Genomic DNA, 18,638 nt, shown 5'->3' on the forward strand with positions numbered 1-18,638 from the left:
TTGGCAGGGAAGTCCATTGAACGTACTCATTCAGCTCGGCTGGTTTTTCAGACAGCGGAAGAAGCAATACCTCACCGGCATCGCGGCACTTGTGCTCGTTTCGATTCTGCAGCTGCTGCCGCCGAAGATCATCGGCTATATCGTCGATGATATTACCGAAGGAACACTTGACGCGGGCCAGCTGACCAGATGGCTCATCATCCTGGCAGCAGCGGGTGCCGCCATGTATGTGTTCCGCTATGTGTGGCGGGTCATGATTTTCGGCTCCTCCATCGTACTTGCCCGGACCATCCGCAAGCAGCTGTTCGATCATTTCTTGAAGATGTCACCCGCATTCTACCAGAAGCGGCGGGTCGGGGACCTGATGGCCCATGCCACCAATGATGTCAGCGCCGTCCAGCAGACCGCCGGCATGGGGGTGCTCACTCTGTTCGACTCCCTTTCGACGGGCGGTTTCGTCATTTTGACGATGGCGCTGACAATCAACTGGAAACTGACCCTGATCGCCCTCGTTCCGATCCCGCTCATGATCATCCTGACAAGTTTCTACGGGAGATTGCTGCGCCGGCACTTCCGTACGGCGCAGGAGGCATTTTCCAGCATGAATGATAAGACGCAGGAAAGCATTTCAGGCATGAAAGTCATCAAGACATTCGGCCAGCAGAAAGAAGACATCGAAGATTTCAAGGAACTGTCCGACGAAGTCGTGGAGAAGAACATGCGCGTCGCCCGGATCGATGCTCTGTTCGACCCGACCATCGGCGGAATCTTCGCCGTCTCTTCCATTATTTCGTTCATCTTCGGTGCGCGTTTCATCCTTGCTGGTGATATGTCCGTCGGAGATATGGTGGCGTTCAGCACGTATCTCGGCCTCCTGACATGGCCGATGCTCGCGTTCGGCTTCCTGTTCAACATTGTCGAGCGGGGAAGTGCCTCGTACAGCCGGATCCGCCATCTGCTGGCTGTCGAGCCGGAAGTGACGGACGTCGCAGGGGCGATCAGTGAGCGGCCGAAGGGAGATCTTGTTTTCAATATCGATTCCTTCACATTCCCAGGTGATCCGAAACCCGCCCTGCAGGACGTCCGCTTTGCGCTGGATCAGGGAGAAACGCTGGGGATTGTCGGAAAAACCGGTTCCGGGAAGACCGCCATCCTGAAACTGCTGCTCCGGGAATTCGATGGATTCGAAGGGGAGATCCGGTTCGGCGGCCACTCCATCCAGCATTACAAACAGCAGTTCCTTCGGGAATCGATCGGTTATGTGCCGCAGGATCACTTCCTGTTCTCCACGACCATCGCAGAGAATATCGCCTTCACCAATCCGACCGTCTCCATGGATGATATCCGGGCGGCTGCGCGTCTTGCGCACATCGATGAAGATATCCAAGGGTTTGCAGAAGGCTACCGGACCGTTGTCGGCGAACGCGGCGTATCGCTTTCCGGCGGCCAGAAGCAGCGGATTTCCATCGCACGCGCCCTGCTCATGAAACCCGAACTGCTCATCCTCGATGATTCGCTCTCGGCGGTCGATGCGAAAACCGAGGAAGCGATCCTCCGGTCATTGAAGACGGCAAGGAGCGGAGAAACGACGATCATTACGTCGCACCGGCTGAGTGCTATCCAGCATGCCCACCAGATCATCGTCATGGACGGCGGGCGTGTCGCGGAAGCCGGCACCCATGCTGAACTGATGGCACTCGGCGGGCGCTACAAAGAGATGTATGATCTGCAGCAGCTGGAAGCATCCGTCGAACAGGGAGGTGAGGCGTAATGGGAGAGACGAAACAACCAACGATGTCGGTACGGGAGCAGCTCCGCGTATTTGTGCGGCTGTTGCGCTATCTGACACCCCACAAACTCTCGATCGCCTTTGCGCTCATCCTGCTGGCCCTGACGACCACAGGCGGGATCGTCAGTCCGCTGCTGATCCAGTCGTTCATCGATGATCATCTTGTTCCGCTCAATTTCGAACGTACAGGTGTCATCCGGCTGCTTGCTGCTTATGTGAGTGTCCAGGTGACGGTCGTCGTCATCTCGTACTTCCAGTCGATCCGTTTCCAGCGGATCGCCCTGAAGATCATCCAGCAGCTGCGGATCGATGCATTCACAAAGGTGCAGGGACTCGGCATGCGGTATTTCGACAGAACACCGGCAGGCGCGATTGTATCACGCGTCACGAACGACACCGAAGCGATCAAGGAGATGTTCGTCAGCGTTGTTGTCACGTTCCTGCAGGCGATCTTCGGCATCATCGGTGTCTACATCGCCCTCTTCTCACTCGATGCGTCCCTGGCGCTGTATTCACTTGTCCTGCTGCCGCTGTTCGCGGTGCTGGTGGCGGTCTATCGCCATTACAGCGCGGATTTCTACCAAGATATCCGGGAGCGTCTCAGCCAGCTCAACGGCAAGATTTCGGAATCGCTCTCCGGCATGGGTATGATCCAGGCCTTCCGTCAGGAGCAGCGGCTCGCGGATGAATTCGGGACCATCAATGAAGGGCATTACCGGGCCGGCCGCCGGAACATCAAATTCGACAGCCTGCTGCTCGGGCCGTTCATTGACCTGCTGTATACGGCAGCCGTTGTTGCTGCACTCGCCTATTTCGGCTTCACGTCCCTGGTCTCGGCCGTCGACGTCGGCGTCATCTATGCCTTTACGACGCTGTTGAGCCGCCTGTTCCAGCCGGTCCAGCAGGTGATGAACCGGATGTCGATCTTCCAGCAGGCACTCGTGTCCGCCTCCCGTGTATTCACGCTGATCGATGAAACGGATATGGAGCCTGTCCAGCAAGTGACAGAGCCTGCATCGATCACGGAAGGGAAGATCGTCTTCGATCATGTGACGTTCAGCTATGACGGCAAGAACGATGTCCTGAAAGACATTTCCTTCACCGCGAACGCCGGTGAAACCGTGGCACTCGTCGGGCATACCGGCAGCGGCAAGAGTTCGATCATCAACCTGCTCATGCGCTTCTATGAATACGAGCAGGGGAGCATCACCATCGACGGCCGGTCGCTGAAATCCTACTCCGCCGAAGAATTGCGCAGCAAGGTGGGGCTTGTCCTGCAGGATCCGTTCATGTTCTACGGGGATATCGAAAGCAATATCCGGCTGCACAATTCCGGGATGTCTTCCGAAACCGTCCGGGCGGCAGCGGAATTCGTCCGGGCGGATGCATTCGTCGGACAGCTTGAAGGGAACTATGCCCATAAAGTGATGGAGCGCGGCGCCACGCTTTCGAGCGGACAGCGCCAGCTGATCGCGTTCGCCCGCACGATGGCGGCCGATCCGAAAATCCTGGTGCTCGATGAGGCGACGGCCAACATCGATACCGAGACGGAGATTGCCATCCAAGCGAGCCTGCAGAAGATGCGGAAAGGGCGTACGACCATTGCCATTGCGCACCGTCTGAGCACCATCCAGGATGCCGAACTCATCCTCGTCCTGCACAAAGGGGAGATCGCAGAGCGGGGGACTCATCAGGAATTGCTGCGCCAGAAAGGGCTCTATTACAAAATGTATCAGCTGCAGAACGGGCAGACCGCCTGACCAGCTGGGTCAAGCCGCACGCAGGTTCCGCTGCGTGCGGCTTTTCACATGTCATAAACTGTTCACAGACAAAATGTGCGTATTCGCCGCCCTGTTCTGATACGATGGAGAAGCAAATTCAGACAAACTGATAAGGGGGAAGTTCATTGGCAGCAGATGTGAACGTATTCCTTGCATTCGGCGCGGGTTTTCTCAGCTTCGTCTCCCCGTGTGTCCTGCCGCTTTATCCGGCATTCATTTCCTACATAACCGGTATGTCCATCGAGGATCTGACGTCTGATAAGAAGCGCATGAGCCGAAATGGGATGCTGCATACATTATTCTTCCTGCTCGGATTTTCCATCGTGTTCATCTTCCTTGGGTTCGGCTCGTCCTTCATCGGCCGGTTCTTCATCGAATATATGGACCTTCTGCGGCAGGTGGGCGCAATTTTCATCGTCCTGTTCGGACTGATGGTGGCAGGTGTCTTCACGCCGAAGTTCCTCATGCAGGAACACAAACTGCAGTTCAAGAACAGGCCGTCCGGCTATCTCGGTACGGCGCTGATCGGTCTGGCGTTCTCCGCCGGCTGGCAGCCATGCATGGGCCCGATCATCGGGGCGATCATCGGACTCGCCGCATCCAATCCGGGATCGAGCATGCTCTACATGATGATGTACGTCCTCGGTTTTGCAGTGCCGTTCTTCGTCCTGTCGTTCTTCGTGACACGGCTCGGCTGGATCCGGCGCCATAACCGGACGATCATGCGCATCGGGGGCGTCCTGATGATCGTCTTCGGTATCATCCTGTTCTTTGACGGCATGACATACCTGATCAGCTTGCTCAGCCCGATCTTCGGGGATTTCCAAGGCTTTTAAGCAGGGAGGCTGGATTGAATGATTGAAGTAACTTCATATGATGACTGGCAGCAGCTCGCTGCTTCGGAAACAGCCGTCCTGCTGTTCGTGAAAACGGACGGCTGCTCCGTCTGTGACGGGCTGTATCCGCAAGTGGCGGCACTGGAACCGGCCTATCCATTCCCGTTCGCCCGGGTGAATGTGTCGGACGTGCCTGAGATGGCAGGCCAGCTGGCGCTGTTCACCGCTCCAGTCGTCCTCCTGTTCAGCCGCGGCCGGGAGCTGACGCGTTTTGCGCGGTTCGTGCCGATGGATGACTTGCGGAAGCGGCTGGACGAGCTCAAGGAGGCGGTGTCCGGATGAACCGGATCCAGGGCTTGCTCGATACCATTTTCAACGATATCCCGCCTGTCGTCCTGATTGTCGGGTCGACCGTCGTTTTCTTTGTCATGGGACTGCTTGCATTCTTCGTCCGATCGAAAGCGGCACAGCGCCCCATAACACCGGTGCGCATCATCCTGCCGCCGCTCTTCATGTCGTCGGGACTGCTGATGTTTTTGTTCACACAGTTCCAGGTGCCGAAAAACCAAGTGTTCGAAGCGATGGCGGTCGGCCTGTTATTCTCGACCATCCTGATCGCCACGACGAATTTCGAGCATAAGGACGGCAATCTGTTCGTCAAGCGGTCGAAGGCGTTCATCTTCATTCTGGCAGGGCTGCTGATCTTCCGTCTGGTCGCCAAGCTGATTCTCAGCAGTTCGATCGACGTCGGGGAACTCGCGGGCATGTTTTTCATCCTCGCGTTCTCCATGATCATCCCCTGGCGGATCGGGATGCTCGTCAAATACAGCCGATTGAAAAAAAGAGAGGGACTTCCGGTGAAATGACCGGGTCCCTCTCTTTTTTGCGTTAAAACAGATGCTCATACGGCGTCATATCGACGTCCATTGACGTCAGTTTCTTGCGCAGGAATTTATGGTCGCGCTTTGGCGTCGCAACGATGTAACCGCGGATGATATGGTCGAACTCGATTCGTTTCGCGTGTTCGTCCAGTGCGATCTGCCCGATCCTTCCGGCGATCTTCTGCTTCGCCACCGGCCGGAACAGCTCGGGCACCGGCTGGACCAGTTCGTTCAGCAGCCCCTTCGCCTCGTCATTCCACAGATGCAGCGACCGGTCGACATAATACTCTTCCCAGTCCAGCGTCGATTTCCCATCCTCTTTCGGGAACACTTTCAAAAACTTCCGGAACATGAAAAAGCCGCCGATTCCAAACAGGACGATCAGCACGATGCACCAGAAGACGATAAACCAGATAAACCAGCCTGGCATGATTCGTTCACCTCTTTACAGACTCTCTTCCTATCCATTGTACCTGCAAACTGAAACTCTTTCACGAACATTGTATCCTTTTCCTTCTTCTGCGTCTATGTAGAGTGTGAAAGGAGGGGAACACACATGGCAGCACTTCAATTCCAGACTGCAACAGGCAAGATCATCTTCGACGCCGGCCAGACACCGGACGGCCGTCTGATCAGCCGGACGAAAACATACCGGTTCGTCGAACGGAACGCTTCACCGGAAAGTCTGCAGGCAGCTCTGACAGCGCTCGGCCAGCTGTCGGCATGGTCTGTAATGTCGTACGAGAAAGTCGTTACATCGACTGTCACCGACTAACCGCAGGCAACTCAAAACGGAAGGAGGAAACTTGAATGGCACTCACATTGCAGCTTGTCTTCACCAAGTCCGACGGCAAGGACTTCATCATGACCGTGGACGAACCGCGCAGCGACCTGACGCCGGCGGAGGTGGAAGCCGCCATGCAGCAGATCATCGATTCCGCTGCATTCAAGAAGGACGGCGATGTCCTGACAGCAGTCAAAAGCGCCCGCATCATCGACCGCAGTGTAAACGAACTCATCAAAACCAAGTAAGGGGGGAGAGGCCGGTATCCAGTCCAGTGACTGGGACCGGCTTTTTCGGACGTACACCATAAAGGAGGGAAAAAACGTGGAACAGATGCTTGAGCTGTCGATGGGGTTCATCCAGGAGATCGGCTTTCCAGTGTTCGTATCCTTCTATCTGCTGCATCGGCTGGAAACGAAACTGGAAGCGATCCACGGCGCCCTCGTCCTGCTGAAAGTGAAATAGTCTTCACAGTTCCGACAAACAAACGCCAAACAACTGTGGAAATCCCGGTTGTTTGGCGTTTGCCGGTTCGATATGATAAAGTGAGTGCACAGAGTTTGGAGGAAGAGTCATGAAGAAAAAAGCATTGTTACTGAGCGTCCTTATGCTGTCTCTGATTTTGGGTGCGTGCGGCGGCGGCTTCAAAGCCGACCACCATTACAGCATCGCTCCGTTCGAATTCACCGATCAGAACAATGAGAAGGTTTCATTGGACGATTTGAAAGGCGAGATCTGGCTGGCCCAGTTCGTGTTCACCAGCTGTACGACTGTCTGCCCGCCGATGATGAGCAACATGGCGGAAATCCAGGAAGGCCTCGAGAAAAAAGGGGTGGAAGACTATAAAATCGTCTCCTTCAGTGTGGATCCGGAAGTCGATACGCCTGAAAAACTCGGCGAATACCTGGACGCCTTTGACGTGCCGGACAAATCAAAATGGGAGATGCTGACCGGTTACACGATGGATGACATCAGCGATCTTGCTGTCAAATCGTTCAAGATGCCGGTCATCGATGATCCAAATTCCGATCAGGTCATCCACGGCTCACGTTTCGGTCTGGTCGACAAAGAAGGGAAAGTCGTGAAAACCTACGCAGGGAACGAAGACGTACCATTCGACACGATTGTCAAAGACATGAAAACACTGAGCAAACAAGACTGATTGCAGGAAAGGGGAGGGACGGGTGAAGAAAAAGAAACGCAGGCTGACCGCGAAGGCGAAATTGCTGCTGATCGCACTGCTTGTACCGGTTTCAGCCGTCCTGTTCACCTTGACCGCCATCATCTGGACAACCCTCCGCCATCCGTCGGTCATCCAGAAGTCCGCGAGTACGCTGATCGATCTGCATGACCGGCACGGCGGACTCACCATTCCGGACGAATACATCCCGATCTATAAAGCGGCTGCCGACGAGTATGACATCCCATGGACGCTGCTTGCAGCCCATCATCGGGTCGAAACCCGCTTTTCCACGATGGATCCGCTGCTGTCACCGACTGGCGCAGAAGGGCATATGCAGTTCATGCCGTGTACATTCGTCGGGTGGAGCTATCCCGGCTGCAGCGGCCTCGGCAAAGGGGATATCCCCGAAAAGGACAAGACCGATCCTGCAATCATCGCGGAGTACGGCGGATACGGCGTGGATGGCAGCGGAGACGGGAAGGCCGATCCGTACAATCTCGAGGATGCCATCTTCAGCGCCGCGAACTACTTATCGAAAAGCGGGGCGGCGGACGGCCATATCGAAAAAGCGATTTATCATTACAATCATAGTGACAAGTACGTAGAGGACGTCCTTTGGTTTTTCGATGAGTATGAAGCCCAGCAGACTAAACAGGCCAAAAAATAAAAGGACTCCGCAATATGCGAAGTCCTTTTTGCTATGCCTGGTGTTACGAAGCCTTGCGCATCGCTTTGAGCACGAGGCTGACGATGAATACAAGGACGAGTGCACCGATCAGCGCCGGGATGATATAGAAGTCCGATACTTTCGGTCCCCATTCTCCAAGCAGTGTTCCGCCGACCCATGCACCTACGATACCAGCGATGATGTTACCGATGATTCCGCCTGGGATATCTTTACCAAGAATAAGTCCGGCAATCCAGCCAATAATACCTCCGATGATTAAAAACCAAAGAAAACTTAGCATGTGATTCCTCTCCTTTTCGCTTTAGTAATTTGTCTGGTGTAGTATTTGTTATAGCCACAAATTCTATACTTCAAACATGACAGCGAAAAAAAGGGAGGCTGCTTCAGCGGATCAGTTCGGCACCGAGCGTGTTCTCGAAGTGGCGGAGCGCCCATTCATGGCCGGCCGGATCGAAGCTCGCGACGCCCTTTTCGTGGATAACGATCTTGTACCCGCGGTTATAGGCATCAGCAGCCGTATGCAGAATACAGATGTCGGTGCAGACTCCTGTCAAATGGAGTTCATCGATAGTACGGGTACGCAGCCAGATGTCGAGATCCGTTCCGGCAAACGCACTGTATCGGGTTTTATCCATCCAGTGGATCGCTTCCTTGTTTTCTTCATATAATGTTTTCAGGGAACCGTACAAGTCCCGCCCGGGTGTGCCGCGCAAGTTATGAGGCGGGAACAGCCGGGACTCGGGGTGGTGGGGATCATCCTTTTCGTGCACATCGACCGCAAAGACGACTGCTTCCTCCCGGTCGATGAATTCCTGTGTGAGCTGTGTGATATACCGCTCGAGCGCCATTCCGGGCGCCCCGCACGTCAATGCGCCGTCTTCCGCGACAAAATCCTCCGTGTAATCGATGACCAGCAATGCCTTCTTCAATTCAGCCACTTCCTTTCTTTCTTCTATTATGCACATAGTCTGAGAAAAGGCCATCCGTTCATCAGAACAGTCATCATATCGATTCTTCTTATGGACTACTATAAATTTAATGTAATTTACTTATAGACTTTGCTGTTATATGATGGAGTAGAGAAAAGACGCTTATTTTTAAAGCCTTTTCAGTACGTAAAGGAGGAATTCAGCAATGACAAAGAGCAATTTCCACAACAGCCGCTCCTCATTCGACCTGAACGGTAAGACGTATAACTACTACCGCATCAAGGCGCTGGAGGACGCAGGTATTGCAAAAGTCTCAAGACTGCCTTACTCGATCAAAGTACTTCTGGAATCCGTCCTTCGCCAGCATGACGGATATGTCATCAAAGACAACCATGTCAACAACCTGGCAAAGTGGGGCAAAGACGCGGATGCCGATGCAGAAGTGCCATTCAAGCCATCCCGCGTCATCCTGCAGGACTTCACAGGCGTACCGGTCGTCGTCGACCTCGCATCCCTGCGTTCCGCGATGGCGGACATGGGCGGAGACCCGGACAAGATCAACCCGGAAATCCCGGTCGATCTCGTCATCGACCACTCCGTGCAGGTAGACAGCTACGGCACGCATGATGCCCTCCAGAAGAACATGGAGCTCGAGTTCGAACGGAACGCAGAGCGCTACCAGTTCCTGAACTGGGCGCAGAAAGCATATGACAACTACCGCGCGGTTCCGCCGGCTACAGGGATTGTCCACCAGGTGAACCTCGAGTACCTGGCAAGCGTTGTCCATGCAATCGAAAACGAAGACGGCTCATTCGAAGCCTACCCGGATACATTGGTCGGTACGGACTCCCATACAACGATGATCAACGGAATCGGCGTCCTCGGATGGGGTGTCGGAGGTATCGAAGCGGAAGCCGGCATGCTCGGACAGCCTTCTTACTTCCCGATTCCTCAGGTTATCGGTGTCAAGCTGACAGGCGAACTGCCAAACGGCACGACTGCGACTGACCTCGCGCTCAAAGTGACGCAGACATTGCGTGCACACGGCGTCGTCGGCAAATTCGTCGAGTTCTTCGGACCAGGCGTTTCCGAACTGCCGCTTGCAGACCGGGCAACCATCGCCAACATGGCTCCGGAATACGGCGCAACATGCGGATTCTTCCCGGTTGACGAAGAGTCACTCAACTATATGAAGCTGACAGGCCGCGACGAAGACCACATTGCGGTCGTCAAAAAATACTTGCAGGAGAACGATATGTTCTTCACGCCGGACAAAGAAGAGCCGGTGTATACGGAGTGTATCGAAATCGACCTGACGCAAGTGGAAGCGAACCTTGCCGGACCGAAACGCCCGCAGGATATGATTCCGCTTTCGGACATGAAGCGTGAATTCAACGATGCAGTCGTTGCACCTGAAGGCAACCAAGGGTTCGGCCTCACTCCGAAAGAGTTCAAGAAGAGCGGCACAATCGAATTCGCTAACGGTACGTCGATCGAAATGAAGACCGGTGACCTCGCGATCGCTGCAATCACATCTTGTACGAACACATCGAATCCGTACGTTATGCTCGGCGCAGGGTTGGTAGCAAAAAAAGCTGTCGAACTCGGCCTGACACCGCCGGCTTACGTGAAAACTTCACTGGCACCGGGATCGAAAGTCGTGACAGGCTACCTGGCAGAATCAGGTCTCGACAAATATCTTGACCAGATCGGCTTCAACACAGTCGGTTACGGCTGTACGACATGTATCGGGAACTCGGGTCCTCTTCTTCCTGAAATCGAGAAGACGATCATGGACAATGACCTGCTTGTCTCTTCCGTCCTGTCCGGGAACCGGAACTTCGAAGGCCGGATCCACCCGCTCGTCAAAGCCAACTACTTGGCATCTCCGCCGCTCGTCGTCGCATATGCGCTTGCCGGAACAGTCGACATCGACTTCAAGAAACAGCCGATCGGCAAGAGCAAAGACGGCAAAGATGTCTACTTCAATGACATCTGGCCATCGACGGAAGAAGTGAAGGCGATGATCGAGAAGACGGTCACACCTGAACTGTTCCGTAAAGAATATGCACGCGTGTTCACAGAGAACGAAGCATGGAATGCAATCGAAACGACAGACGAAGCGCTGTATGATTTCGATGAGAATTCCACATACATCCAGAACCCGCCATTCTTCGAAGGGCTTTCCAAAGAACCTGCAGACATCAGCGCACTGAAAGATCTGCGCGTTGTCGGGAAGTTCGGCGATTCGATCACAACCGACCACATTTCGCCGGCTGGTGCGATCGGCAAGGATACACCTGCAGGACTGTACTTGCGTGAGCATGGCGTCGAGCCGCGCTACTTCAACTCGTACGGCTCCCGCCGAGGAAACCACGAAGTCATGATGCGCGGTACGTTCGCCAACATCCGGATCCGCAACCAGATTGCAAAAGGAACGGAAGGCGGCTATACGACCTACTGGCCGAACAAAGAGATCATGCCGATCTATGACGCTGCCATGAAGTACCAGGCAGACGGCACTGGACTCGCAATCATTGCCGGCAAAGATTACGGTATGGGCTCGTCCCGTGACTGGGCAGCCAAAGGAACGTCCCTTCTCGGCATCAAGACAGTCATCGCCGAGAGCTATGAGCGGATCCACCGTTCGAACCTCGTTATGATGGGTGTCCTGCCGCTTCAGTTCATCAACGGACAGAACGCGGAATCCCTCGGACTGACAGGCGAAGAAGCGATCAGCGTCGACATCGCGGAAGGCGTCAGCCCGCGCGATATCCTCAAAGTGACAGCGACGGCGGCAGACGGCACCGTCACTGAATTCGAGGCACTCGCACGTTTCGACTCCGAAGTGGAGATCGACTACTACCGTCACGGCGGCATCCTGCAAATGGTGCTCCGCGACAAGATGAAAGGCTGAGCCAGCCTGCCGCCCCTTTCCTGACGCTTGTCAGGGAAGGGGTTTTTTGTGCAGGACGGACGGAATTTCGGTATACTGGCGGGGTAGAAGAGGTGATCAGACATGCATGTCAGTGAAAAAGAGATTGAAATCCGCTATGCGGAAACGGACCAGATGGGCGTCGTCTACCATGCGAACTATCTCGTCTGGATGGAGATCGGCCGCACGAAGCTGATCGAGGACCTCGGTTTCAATTATGCAGGACTGGAGGCGGACGGATACCTGTCGCCGGTGACCGATCTGTCGGTCAACTACAAAGCCGCCATGCGGTATGGTGAAACCGCGACCGTCCGTACGTGGATCGAGTCCCACGGAAAACTGCGCACGGTCTATGGCTATGAAATCCTGCACGCCGACGGTACCGTGGCGGCGACCGCCGTGTCGGAACACGTCGTCGTGCGGAAAGACAATTTCCGCCCGGTGTCGCTGCGCAAGATCGCCCCCGAGTGGGATGCGAAATATGCCGAACTTGCAAAATCAGCCGAATGATGCAGAAACGCCCCGTCGTCTTATTGATGAAACAGGGCGTTTTTTGCTGTCGGAAGCAAGTTTTGCTCATACATTGACGAATGTGCTCATAAATGCAGATTTTTGCTCATAAACCACCGGTTCGCGCTCATAACTTCACAATTCTCACCTATACGACAGCGGGCGCAGCCCTTTATCAGCATAAGACAGCAGTACTGCAAAACCCCCTGGCTTGTGCTCGCTTCCGCTCGTTTACTGTCGGCAAGTCCCGCGGTACAATCCATACCAGCCAAAAAAGCATCACGCCCGGAACCGGCATGATGCAGCAAAAAAAGGACAGGAACGTATGTGCCCGTCCTGACTTTATGGTATACTGATAGACAGATAGAAACAGTACGAGCTCATAGGCGGTTCGCATACCTGCAATCCTGCAGCCTGTTCCAGGCCGGGAGGGGGTGATGCGTATGACATCATATGAAGCAGTCAGCCTGATGATCGGCTTTGGCAGCCTGATCACAGCAGTTCTCGCTTTGTCATATACTTTTTCAAGAAAAAAGTAAACCGCCCTTGAGCCGACAAGCATAGGAGCGGTTTACTCAGCACTATGCGATCGCCTTTGAAGCGAACGCTGTTTTCTATTGCAGGGCCAGGTCGATCACCACATCTTCCTGATCCTATTTACTGTATCCTGATTTCAACGCAAGTATACCAAACGTGAAATGCTCTGTCCAGTTTTGCAGCCTGCCTGAAGTTTCCTGCTCAGCTCCGGACATAGCCGAACTTCAGCTCACCCATCGTATCATCCACATCGACATGGAGATCGTGGCTGTCGAAATACCACACGTCCCGGGATTCAATATAGAACCGTATGCCGTCCGTTTCCGCTTCCACGGCAGCTTCGTCCGGCTGCTCCTTCGTCACGCCGAGCGAAAAGCCCTCATGGAGCGGACTGCTGCCGCCATAGCGTGCGAAAAACCGGACAGCCTCGCCGCGTTCTGCATCCATTTCTTCCTTGAACCAATCAGCCGCCTTCTGTGTAATCCGGATTTCCATCCAGCAACACCACCTTTCGCTGTCCGCTTGATTTTATTACAGCCACTTCACTTTTGGCTCGGTTCCTGCCTTGATACGCCCGATATTGGCACGGTGGCGGATTACGATGAACACGCCCATCAGCACGATGACCGCCTCCAAGTAGATGTCACCTGTCATCAGGTAATAGATGAATCCGTAAACAGCCCCCATCGCCGCAACGATGATGGAACTGAGCGAGACCATCTTCGTGATCTTCAGTGCGAGAAGGAACGTCAGAATGACGAGCACGAAGACCGGCCAGCTGTAGCCGAGCAGCACACCGCCGGACGTCGCGACCGCCTTTCCTCCTTTGAACCCTGCAAACACCGGAAAGATATGCCCGATGACCGCTGCCATCCCGACAAGGAGCGGGTGGAGGTGCACATCACTGAACGCAGGAAGCGATACGAGCAGTACAGCGGCAGTCCCTTTCAGGATATCGAACGCTGTCACGAAGATACCGGCTTTTTTTCCGAGTACCCGGAACGTGTTGGTCGCCCCCATGTTGCCGCTGCCGTGCTGGCGTATATCCGTCTTGAAGAACAGCTTGCCGATCCAGAGTGCGGACGGCAGGGAGCCGATCACATATGCAAGTACTAGAACAATTACAGTCTCCATAGAAAGCCCCTTCGGTAGATAGTGATAAAGATACTATCCAGTTTACCAGAACAGCAGCCGTGCGACAATCAGGGGTCCATGCATCCGTGCCGGCATTGCATATTAAAGGCTTCTTCTATACAATTATGTAAGCAAAGCGCCGGTGCAGCGGTTTGACACGGTCTGCACGCCGGCGTATCATGAACTAAATAAGAACATTTGTTTGATGGGGGTTGCACCTTGACGAAACAACAAGAATTGAATGTGTATAATGATGATTCCATCCAAGTGCTCGAAGGCCTGGAAGCCGTCCGCAAACGGCCCGGGATGTATATCGGTTCCACGGACAGCCGCGGGCTGCACCATCTTGTGTTCGAGATTGTCGACAACGCGGTCGATGAGGCTTTGAGCGGCTACGGATCGGAAATCGATGTGATCATCCATGAAGACAACAGTATCAGCGTCCGGGATTTCGGACGCGGCATGCCGACCGGCACGCATAGGACAGGGAAGCCGACGACGGAGATCATCCTTACTGTCCTTCACGCCGGCGGGAAGTTCGGCCAGGGCGGCTACAAGACAAGCGGCGGCCTGCATGGCGTCGGCGCTTCCGTCGTCAATGCCTTATCCGAATGGCTCGACGTGACGATCCACCGGGACGGTAAGATTTTCCGTCAGCGGTTCGAACATGGCGGGAAACCGGCAACCGGGCTTGAAGTGATCGGGAAAGCCAAAGACACCGGCACGACCATCCATTTCAAGCCGGATGCGTCGATTTTCTCGACGACGAAATACCAATATGACATTCTTGCGGAACGTCTGCGGGAGTCGGCATTCCTGCTGAAAGGGCTGAAAATCGTCCTGACGGAAGAGAGTACAGGGAAGACCGAGACATTTCACTACGAAACGGGCATCAAAGCGTTCGTCTCCTATCTGAACGAAGAGAAGGACACGCTTCATGAAGTCGCGTATCTTGAAGGCGAATCGGACGGCATCGAAGTGGAATATGCATTCCAGTTCAATGATGGATATTCCGAAACGATCCTGTCGTTCGTCAATAATGTGCGGACCAAGGACGGCGGCACGCACGAAACGGGTGCCAAAACGGCGATGACCCGTGTATTCAACGAATATGCGAGGAAGACCGGGCTGTTGAAGGAAAAAGATAAGAATCTCGATGGTGCGGATATCCGGGAGGGGATCGCAGCCATCGTTTCGGTGCGCATACCGGAAGAGATCCTCCAGTTCGAAGGGCAGACGAAAGGGAAGCTCGGCACGAGCGAGGCGCGGACCGTCACGGACGCCGTCATTTCCCAGCATCTGCTCTATTTCCTCGAGGAGAACGCTGAACTGAGCGCCAATCTGATCCGGAAAGCTGTACGTGCCCACCAGGCGCGTGAGGCGGCCCGTAAAGCGCGGGAAGACGCGCGTTCAGGCAAGAAGCGCAAGAAAGGCGACACACTGCTTTCCGGCAAACTGACACCCGCTCAGTCGAAGAATGCAAAGAAGAACGAATTGTACCTTGTGGAGGGCGACTCTGCCGGCGGGTCTGCCAAACAGGGACGGGACCGTACATTCCAGGCGATCCTGCCGCTGCGCGGAAAAGTCATCAACACCGAAAAAGCGAAACTCGAAGATATCATGAAAAACGAAGAGATTAACACGATCATCCATACAATCGGCGCAGGCGTCGGTGCGGATTTCACAATCGACGATGCCGCCTATGACAAAGTCATCATCATGACAGATGCCGATACGGACGGCGCGCATATCCAAGTGCTTCTGCTGACGTTCTTCTACCGGTATATGAAACCGCTGATCGAAGCGGGGAAAGTGTACATCGCCCTGCCGCCGCTCTACAAAGTCTCGAAAGGCACAGGCAAGAAAGAGAAGATTGAATATGCCTGGACGGAGCGCGACTTGGATGCGGCCATCAAAAAGGTCGGCAAAGGCTACATCCTTCAGCGCTATAAAGGTCTCGGGGAGATGAACGCCGGCCAGCTGTGGGAAACGACCATGAATCCTGAGACGCGCACGCTGATCCGCGTCACGATCGAGGACGGCGCACAGTCCGAACGGCGTGTCACGACGCTCATGGGCGATAAGGTCGAACCGCGCCGCCGCTGGATCGAACACAATGTCGACTTCGGTCTCGAAGAAGATAAGACCATCTTGGAAAACGAATTCCTGCATATGGAGGAGGAAACTGAATGAATGCAGCAGAACGCTTTCAGGATCTTCCGCTAGAGGAAGTCATCGGCGACCGTTTTGGCCGCTACAGTAAATACATCATCCAGGACCGGGCGCTGCCTGATGCGCGCGACGGCCTGAAACCGGTGCAGCGGCGGATCTTGTACGCCATGTACAACGAAGGGAACACGCATGACAAAGCATTCCGGAAATCGGCGAAAACAGTCGGGAATGTCATCGGCAACTATCATCCGCATGGCGATTCGTCCGTGTATGAAGCGATGGTGCGGATGAGCCAGGAATGGAAACTGCGTCATCTGATGATCGAGATGCACGGCAATAACGGATCGGTCGACGGTGACTCGGCAGCTGCCATGCGGTATACCGAAGCCCGGCTGTCCGCCATTGCAGGCGTGATGCTGAACGACCTGAACAAGGAAACCGTCGACTTCATCCCGAACTTCGATGATACCGAGCCGGAGCCGACCGTACTGCCGGCGCGGTTCCCGAACCTTCTCGTCAATGGATCGACCGGCATCTCGGCAGGCTACGCGACGGACATCCCGCCGCATGCACTCCACGAAGCGATCGATGCTGTCCTCATGCGGATGGAGAATCCTGAAGCATCCGTCGAAGAGCTGATGACCGTACTGAAAGGGCCGGATTTCCCGACAGGCGGCATCATCCAGGGGACCGACGGCATCAAAGCCGCTTATGAAACCGGCAAAGGTCGTGTCATCGTCCGTTCGAAGACGGAGATCGAATCCTTGAAGGCCGGCAAATCCCAGATCGTCATCACGGAAATCCCATATGACGTCAACAAGGCGAACCTGGTCAAGAAGATGGATGAACTCCGTCTTGACCGCCGCCTCGACGGTATTTCCGAAGTGCGCGATGAATCGGACCGCACAGGACTCCGGATTGTCGTCGAACTGAAGAAGGACATCCCGGCAGATCCGATCCTCCGGTATCTGCTGAAAAACACTGATCTGCAGGTTGCCTACAACTTCAACATGGTGGCGATCGCCGACAGACGTCCAAAACTCATGACACTTCCGACGCTGCTCGATGCGTATATCGAGCACCAGAAGGACGTCGTCACACGCCGTTCCGAATTCGATATCCGGAAGGCGAAAGACCGTCTCCATATTGTCGACGGACTCATCAAGGCGCTCTCCATCCTCGACGACGTCATCCGGACAATTCGGGAGTCCAACGATAAACGGGATGCGAAAAACAACCTGATCGCCCGTTTCGGCTTCTCCGAAGTGCAGGCGGAGGCGATCGTCTCGCTACAGCTGTACCGCCTGACAAATACGGATATTACGGAACTGAAAAAGGAAGAGGAGCAGCTGAGGAAGCAGATCGAGGAATTGAATGCAATCCTCACGAGTCCGAAGAAGCTGTCCCGCGTCATCGAGAAGGAACTGCATGCGGTGCGCAAACAGTTCGCGGAACCGCGGAACTCGGTCATCGAAGAGAAGATCGAAGACTTGAAAGTCGATCTCGATATTCTCGTACCGAGCGAGGAAGTTGTCGTTTCCGTCACAAAGGAAGGCTACGTCAAACGCACGAGCATGCGGTCGTACGGGGCCTCGAACGGTGCGGGCATGGATATGAAGGAGTCGGATTATCCGCTGTTCGAACAGACGATGAATACGCAGCATCATCTGCTGCTGTTCACGTCTCTCGGCAATTATATCTATCAGCCGGTCCACGAACTGCCGGATATCCGGTGGCGGGACCTCGGCCAGCACATTTCGAGCATCGTTTCACTCGAGCCGGGTGAGACGCTTGTGGCGGCGATCGGCCTCGAAGCATTCGATGATGTCCATTCCCTTCTTACTGTGACAGCGAATGGGTTCATCAAACTGTCAAAGCTCGCTGATTATCAAGTCCAGCGGTATGGCCGCTCCTACAAGGCGATGAATGTGAAGAAAGGCGACCGGCTGATCGACGTGCGCCTCGTCAAAGGCAGTGAAGATGTTGTCCTGGTGACCCATCAGGCATACATCCTCCGATTCCCGCTAAGTGAAATCAGTACGACAGGCGTCCGTACAGCCGGTGTCAAAGGCATCAACCTGAAGACCGATGACTATGTGGCGGCGCTCGATGTCATCACCGACAGCACTGCCTCCATTGTCGTTGCAACACAGCGCGGATCCGTCAAACGGACCGCCCTGAAGGAAATTGAGATCGGCGGCCGGGCGCAGCGCGGCCTGATGATCCTCAAGGAACTGAAGAAGAATCCGTACCGGGTGATCGGCGCCAGATTGACCGGACCTGCCGAAACGCTGATCCTGTCCGCGAAGCACGAACCGCGCATCGAAGTGGACGCCGGCAAACTCCGTCTTTCAGACCGGCTGTCGAATGGCAGCACGCTGTCCGACGAAGCGAAAAACGGCAAAGCTGTCCGGCTCTACTATGAACCGAAAGCGAAGACCGATAAACCGGATTCGAAGTAACCATCCGGAAGCACACG

At 54.7% G+C, this 18,638-nt stretch carries 20 protein-coding genes; 15 read left to right on the plus strand and 5 right to left on the minus strand.

The genetic code is table 11. The features are described from left to right. Positions 1 to 16: 16 nt before the first annotated feature. The 5 genes from BN1190_RS08375 (at position 17) to BN1190_RS08395 (ending at position 5,272) form a co-directional block, all read left to right on the plus strand. The gene (locus BN1190_RS08375) at positions 17 to 1,771 is read left to right on the plus strand and encodes an ABC transporter ATP-binding protein (protein WP_040286481.1); all 1,755 of its coding nucleotides are present in this window, start codon (positions 17 to 19) and stop codon (positions 1,769 to 1,771) included. Further along, the gene (locus BN1190_RS08380) at positions 1,771 to 3,549 is read left to right on the plus strand and encodes an ABC transporter ATP-binding protein (protein WP_040286482.1); all 1,779 of its coding nucleotides are present in this window, start codon (positions 1,771 to 1,773) and stop codon (positions 3,547 to 3,549) included. The genes BN1190_RS08375 and BN1190_RS08380 overlap by 1 nt, the downstream gene beginning before the upstream one ends. 146 nt (positions 3,550 to 3,695) lie before the next feature. Then, a complete protein-coding gene (locus BN1190_RS08385) occupies positions 3,696 to 4,406 on the plus strand; it encodes a cytochrome c biogenesis CcdA family protein (protein WP_040286483.1) in 711 nt (236 codons plus the stop codon). Positions 4,407 to 4,424: 18 nt separating this feature from the next. Continuing rightward, positions 4,425 to 4,748 carry a thioredoxin family protein gene (locus BN1190_RS08390; protein WP_040286484.1) on the plus strand — a complete coding sequence of 108 codons (324 nt, stop codon included), beginning with the start codon at positions 4,425 to 4,427 and terminating at the stop codon, positions 4,746 to 4,748. Then, the gene (locus tag BN1190_RS08395; RefSeq protein WP_179860765.1) at positions 4,745 to 5,272 is read left to right on the plus strand and encodes a CcdC family protein; all 528 of its coding nucleotides are present in this window, start codon (positions 4,745 to 4,747) and stop codon (positions 5,270 to 5,272) included. The genes BN1190_RS08390 and BN1190_RS08395 overlap by 4 nt, the downstream gene beginning before the upstream one ends. Positions 5,273 to 5,294: 22 nt before the next feature. On the opposite strand, the gene BN1190_RS08400 is transcribed toward BN1190_RS08395, so the two are convergent. Beyond that, entirely contained in the window at positions 5,295 to 5,717 is a 423-nt protein-coding gene (locus tag BN1190_RS08400) for a DUF2621 domain-containing protein (RefSeq protein WP_040286485.1), read from the minus strand. Between the two features lie 126 nt (positions 5,718 to 5,843). Between BN1190_RS08400 and BN1190_RS08405 the strand changes: the two genes are divergently transcribed. From BN1190_RS08405 to BN1190_RS08425, 5 genes are all read left to right on the plus strand, one after another. Next, positions 5,844 to 6,062, plus strand: a complete 219-nt coding sequence (locus BN1190_RS08405; RefSeq protein WP_040286486.1) for a DUF1659 domain-containing protein — start codon at positions 5,844 to 5,846, stop codon at positions 6,060 to 6,062. A gap of 35 nt (positions 6,063 to 6,097) precedes the next feature. Beyond that, positions 6,098 to 6,319 (plus strand): DUF2922 domain-containing protein, encoded by a 222-nt coding sequence (locus BN1190_RS08410; protein WP_040286487.1) that lies wholly within the window; start codon positions 6,098 to 6,100, stop codon positions 6,317 to 6,319. Between the two features lie 85 nt (positions 6,320 to 6,404). Beyond that, positions 6,405 to 6,536, plus strand: coding sequence for a YvrJ family protein (locus tag BN1190_RS08415; protein WP_082023382.1), 132 nt, complete (start codon positions 6,405 to 6,407; stop codon positions 6,534 to 6,536). A 109-nt stretch (positions 6,537 to 6,645) separates the two neighbouring features. Further along, a complete protein-coding gene (locus tag BN1190_RS08420; protein ID WP_040286488.1) occupies positions 6,646 to 7,233 on the plus strand; it encodes an SCO family protein in 588 nt (195 codons plus the stop codon). 22 nt (positions 7,234 to 7,255) lie between these two features. Then, positions 7,256 to 7,921 (plus strand): lytic transglycosylase domain-containing protein, encoded by a 666-nt coding sequence (locus BN1190_RS08425; protein ID WP_040286489.1) that lies wholly within the window; start codon positions 7,256 to 7,258, stop codon positions 7,919 to 7,921. Between the two features lie 43 nt (positions 7,922 to 7,964). Here BN1190_RS08425 and BN1190_RS08430 read toward each other — a convergent pair whose 3' ends face one another. Continuing rightward, entirely contained in the window at positions 7,965 to 8,222 is a 258-nt protein-coding gene (locus BN1190_RS08430; protein WP_040286490.1) for a GlsB/YeaQ/YmgE family stress response membrane protein, read from the minus strand. 103 nt (positions 8,223 to 8,325) lie between these two features. Then, positions 8,326 to 8,871: a cysteine hydrolase family protein gene (locus BN1190_RS08435; RefSeq protein WP_040286491.1), complete on the minus strand. Its 546-nt coding sequence runs from the start codon at positions 8,869 to 8,871 to the stop codon at positions 8,326 to 8,328. A 205-nt stretch (positions 8,872 to 9,076) separates the two neighbouring features. On the opposite strand from BN1190_RS08435, the gene acnA reads away from it, so the two are divergent. The 3 genes from acnA to BN1190_RS15240 all read left to right on the plus strand — a co-directional run bounded on the left by acnA (position 9,077) and on the right by BN1190_RS15240 (position 12,855). Then, positions 9,077 to 11,788 (plus strand): aconitate hydratase AcnA, encoded by a 2,712-nt coding sequence (acnA, locus tag BN1190_RS08440; protein ID WP_040286492.1) that lies wholly within the window; start codon positions 9,077 to 9,079, stop codon positions 11,786 to 11,788. 102 nt (positions 11,789 to 11,890) lie between these two features. Next, entirely contained in the window at positions 11,891 to 12,316 is a 426-nt protein-coding gene (locus BN1190_RS08445; protein ID WP_040286493.1) for an acyl-CoA thioesterase, read from the plus strand. Between the two features lie 443 nt (positions 12,317 to 12,759). Further along, the gene (locus BN1190_RS15240; RefSeq protein WP_244898705.1) at positions 12,760 to 12,855 is read left to right on the plus strand and encodes a putative holin-like toxin; all 96 of its coding nucleotides are present in this window, start codon (positions 12,760 to 12,762) and stop codon (positions 12,853 to 12,855) included. A gap of 199 nt (positions 12,856 to 13,054) precedes the next feature. Here the strand turns inward: BN1190_RS15240 and BN1190_RS08450 are convergent, their stop codons facing one another. Then, on the minus strand, positions 13,055 to 13,348 hold the full coding sequence (locus BN1190_RS08450) for a HesB/YadR/YfhF family protein (RefSeq protein ID WP_040286494.1): 294 nt from the start codon (positions 13,346 to 13,348) through the stop codon (positions 13,055 to 13,057). A 36-nt stretch (positions 13,349 to 13,384) separates the two neighbouring features. Further along, on the minus strand, positions 13,385 to 13,987 hold the full coding sequence (gene plsY, locus BN1190_RS08455) for a glycerol-3-phosphate 1-O-acyltransferase PlsY (protein WP_040286495.1): 603 nt from the start codon (positions 13,985 to 13,987) through the stop codon (positions 13,385 to 13,387). A 219-nt stretch (positions 13,988 to 14,206) separates the two neighbouring features. Between plsY and parE the strand changes: the two genes are divergently transcribed. Together parE and parC are read left to right on the plus strand one after the other, a co-directional pair. Further along, complete coding sequence (gene parE, locus BN1190_RS08460; RefSeq protein WP_040286496.1) at positions 14,207 to 16,180, plus strand: DNA topoisomerase IV subunit B; 1,974 nt, start codon at positions 14,207 to 14,209, stop codon at positions 16,178 to 16,180. Then, entirely contained in the window at positions 16,177 to 18,621 is a 2,445-nt protein-coding gene (gene parC, locus BN1190_RS08465; protein ID WP_040286497.1) for a DNA topoisomerase IV subunit A, read from the plus strand. The genes parE and parC overlap by 4 nt, the downstream gene beginning before the upstream one ends. The last annotated feature ends 17 nt before the right edge of the window (positions 18,622 to 18,638 follow it).

Origin of the sequence: Sporosarcina koreensis, from assembly GCF_000826145.2 — a bacterium.
GTDB classification, from domain to species: Bacteria; Bacillota; Bacilli; order Bacillales_A; family Planococcaceae; genus Sporosarcina; species Sporosarcina trichiuri.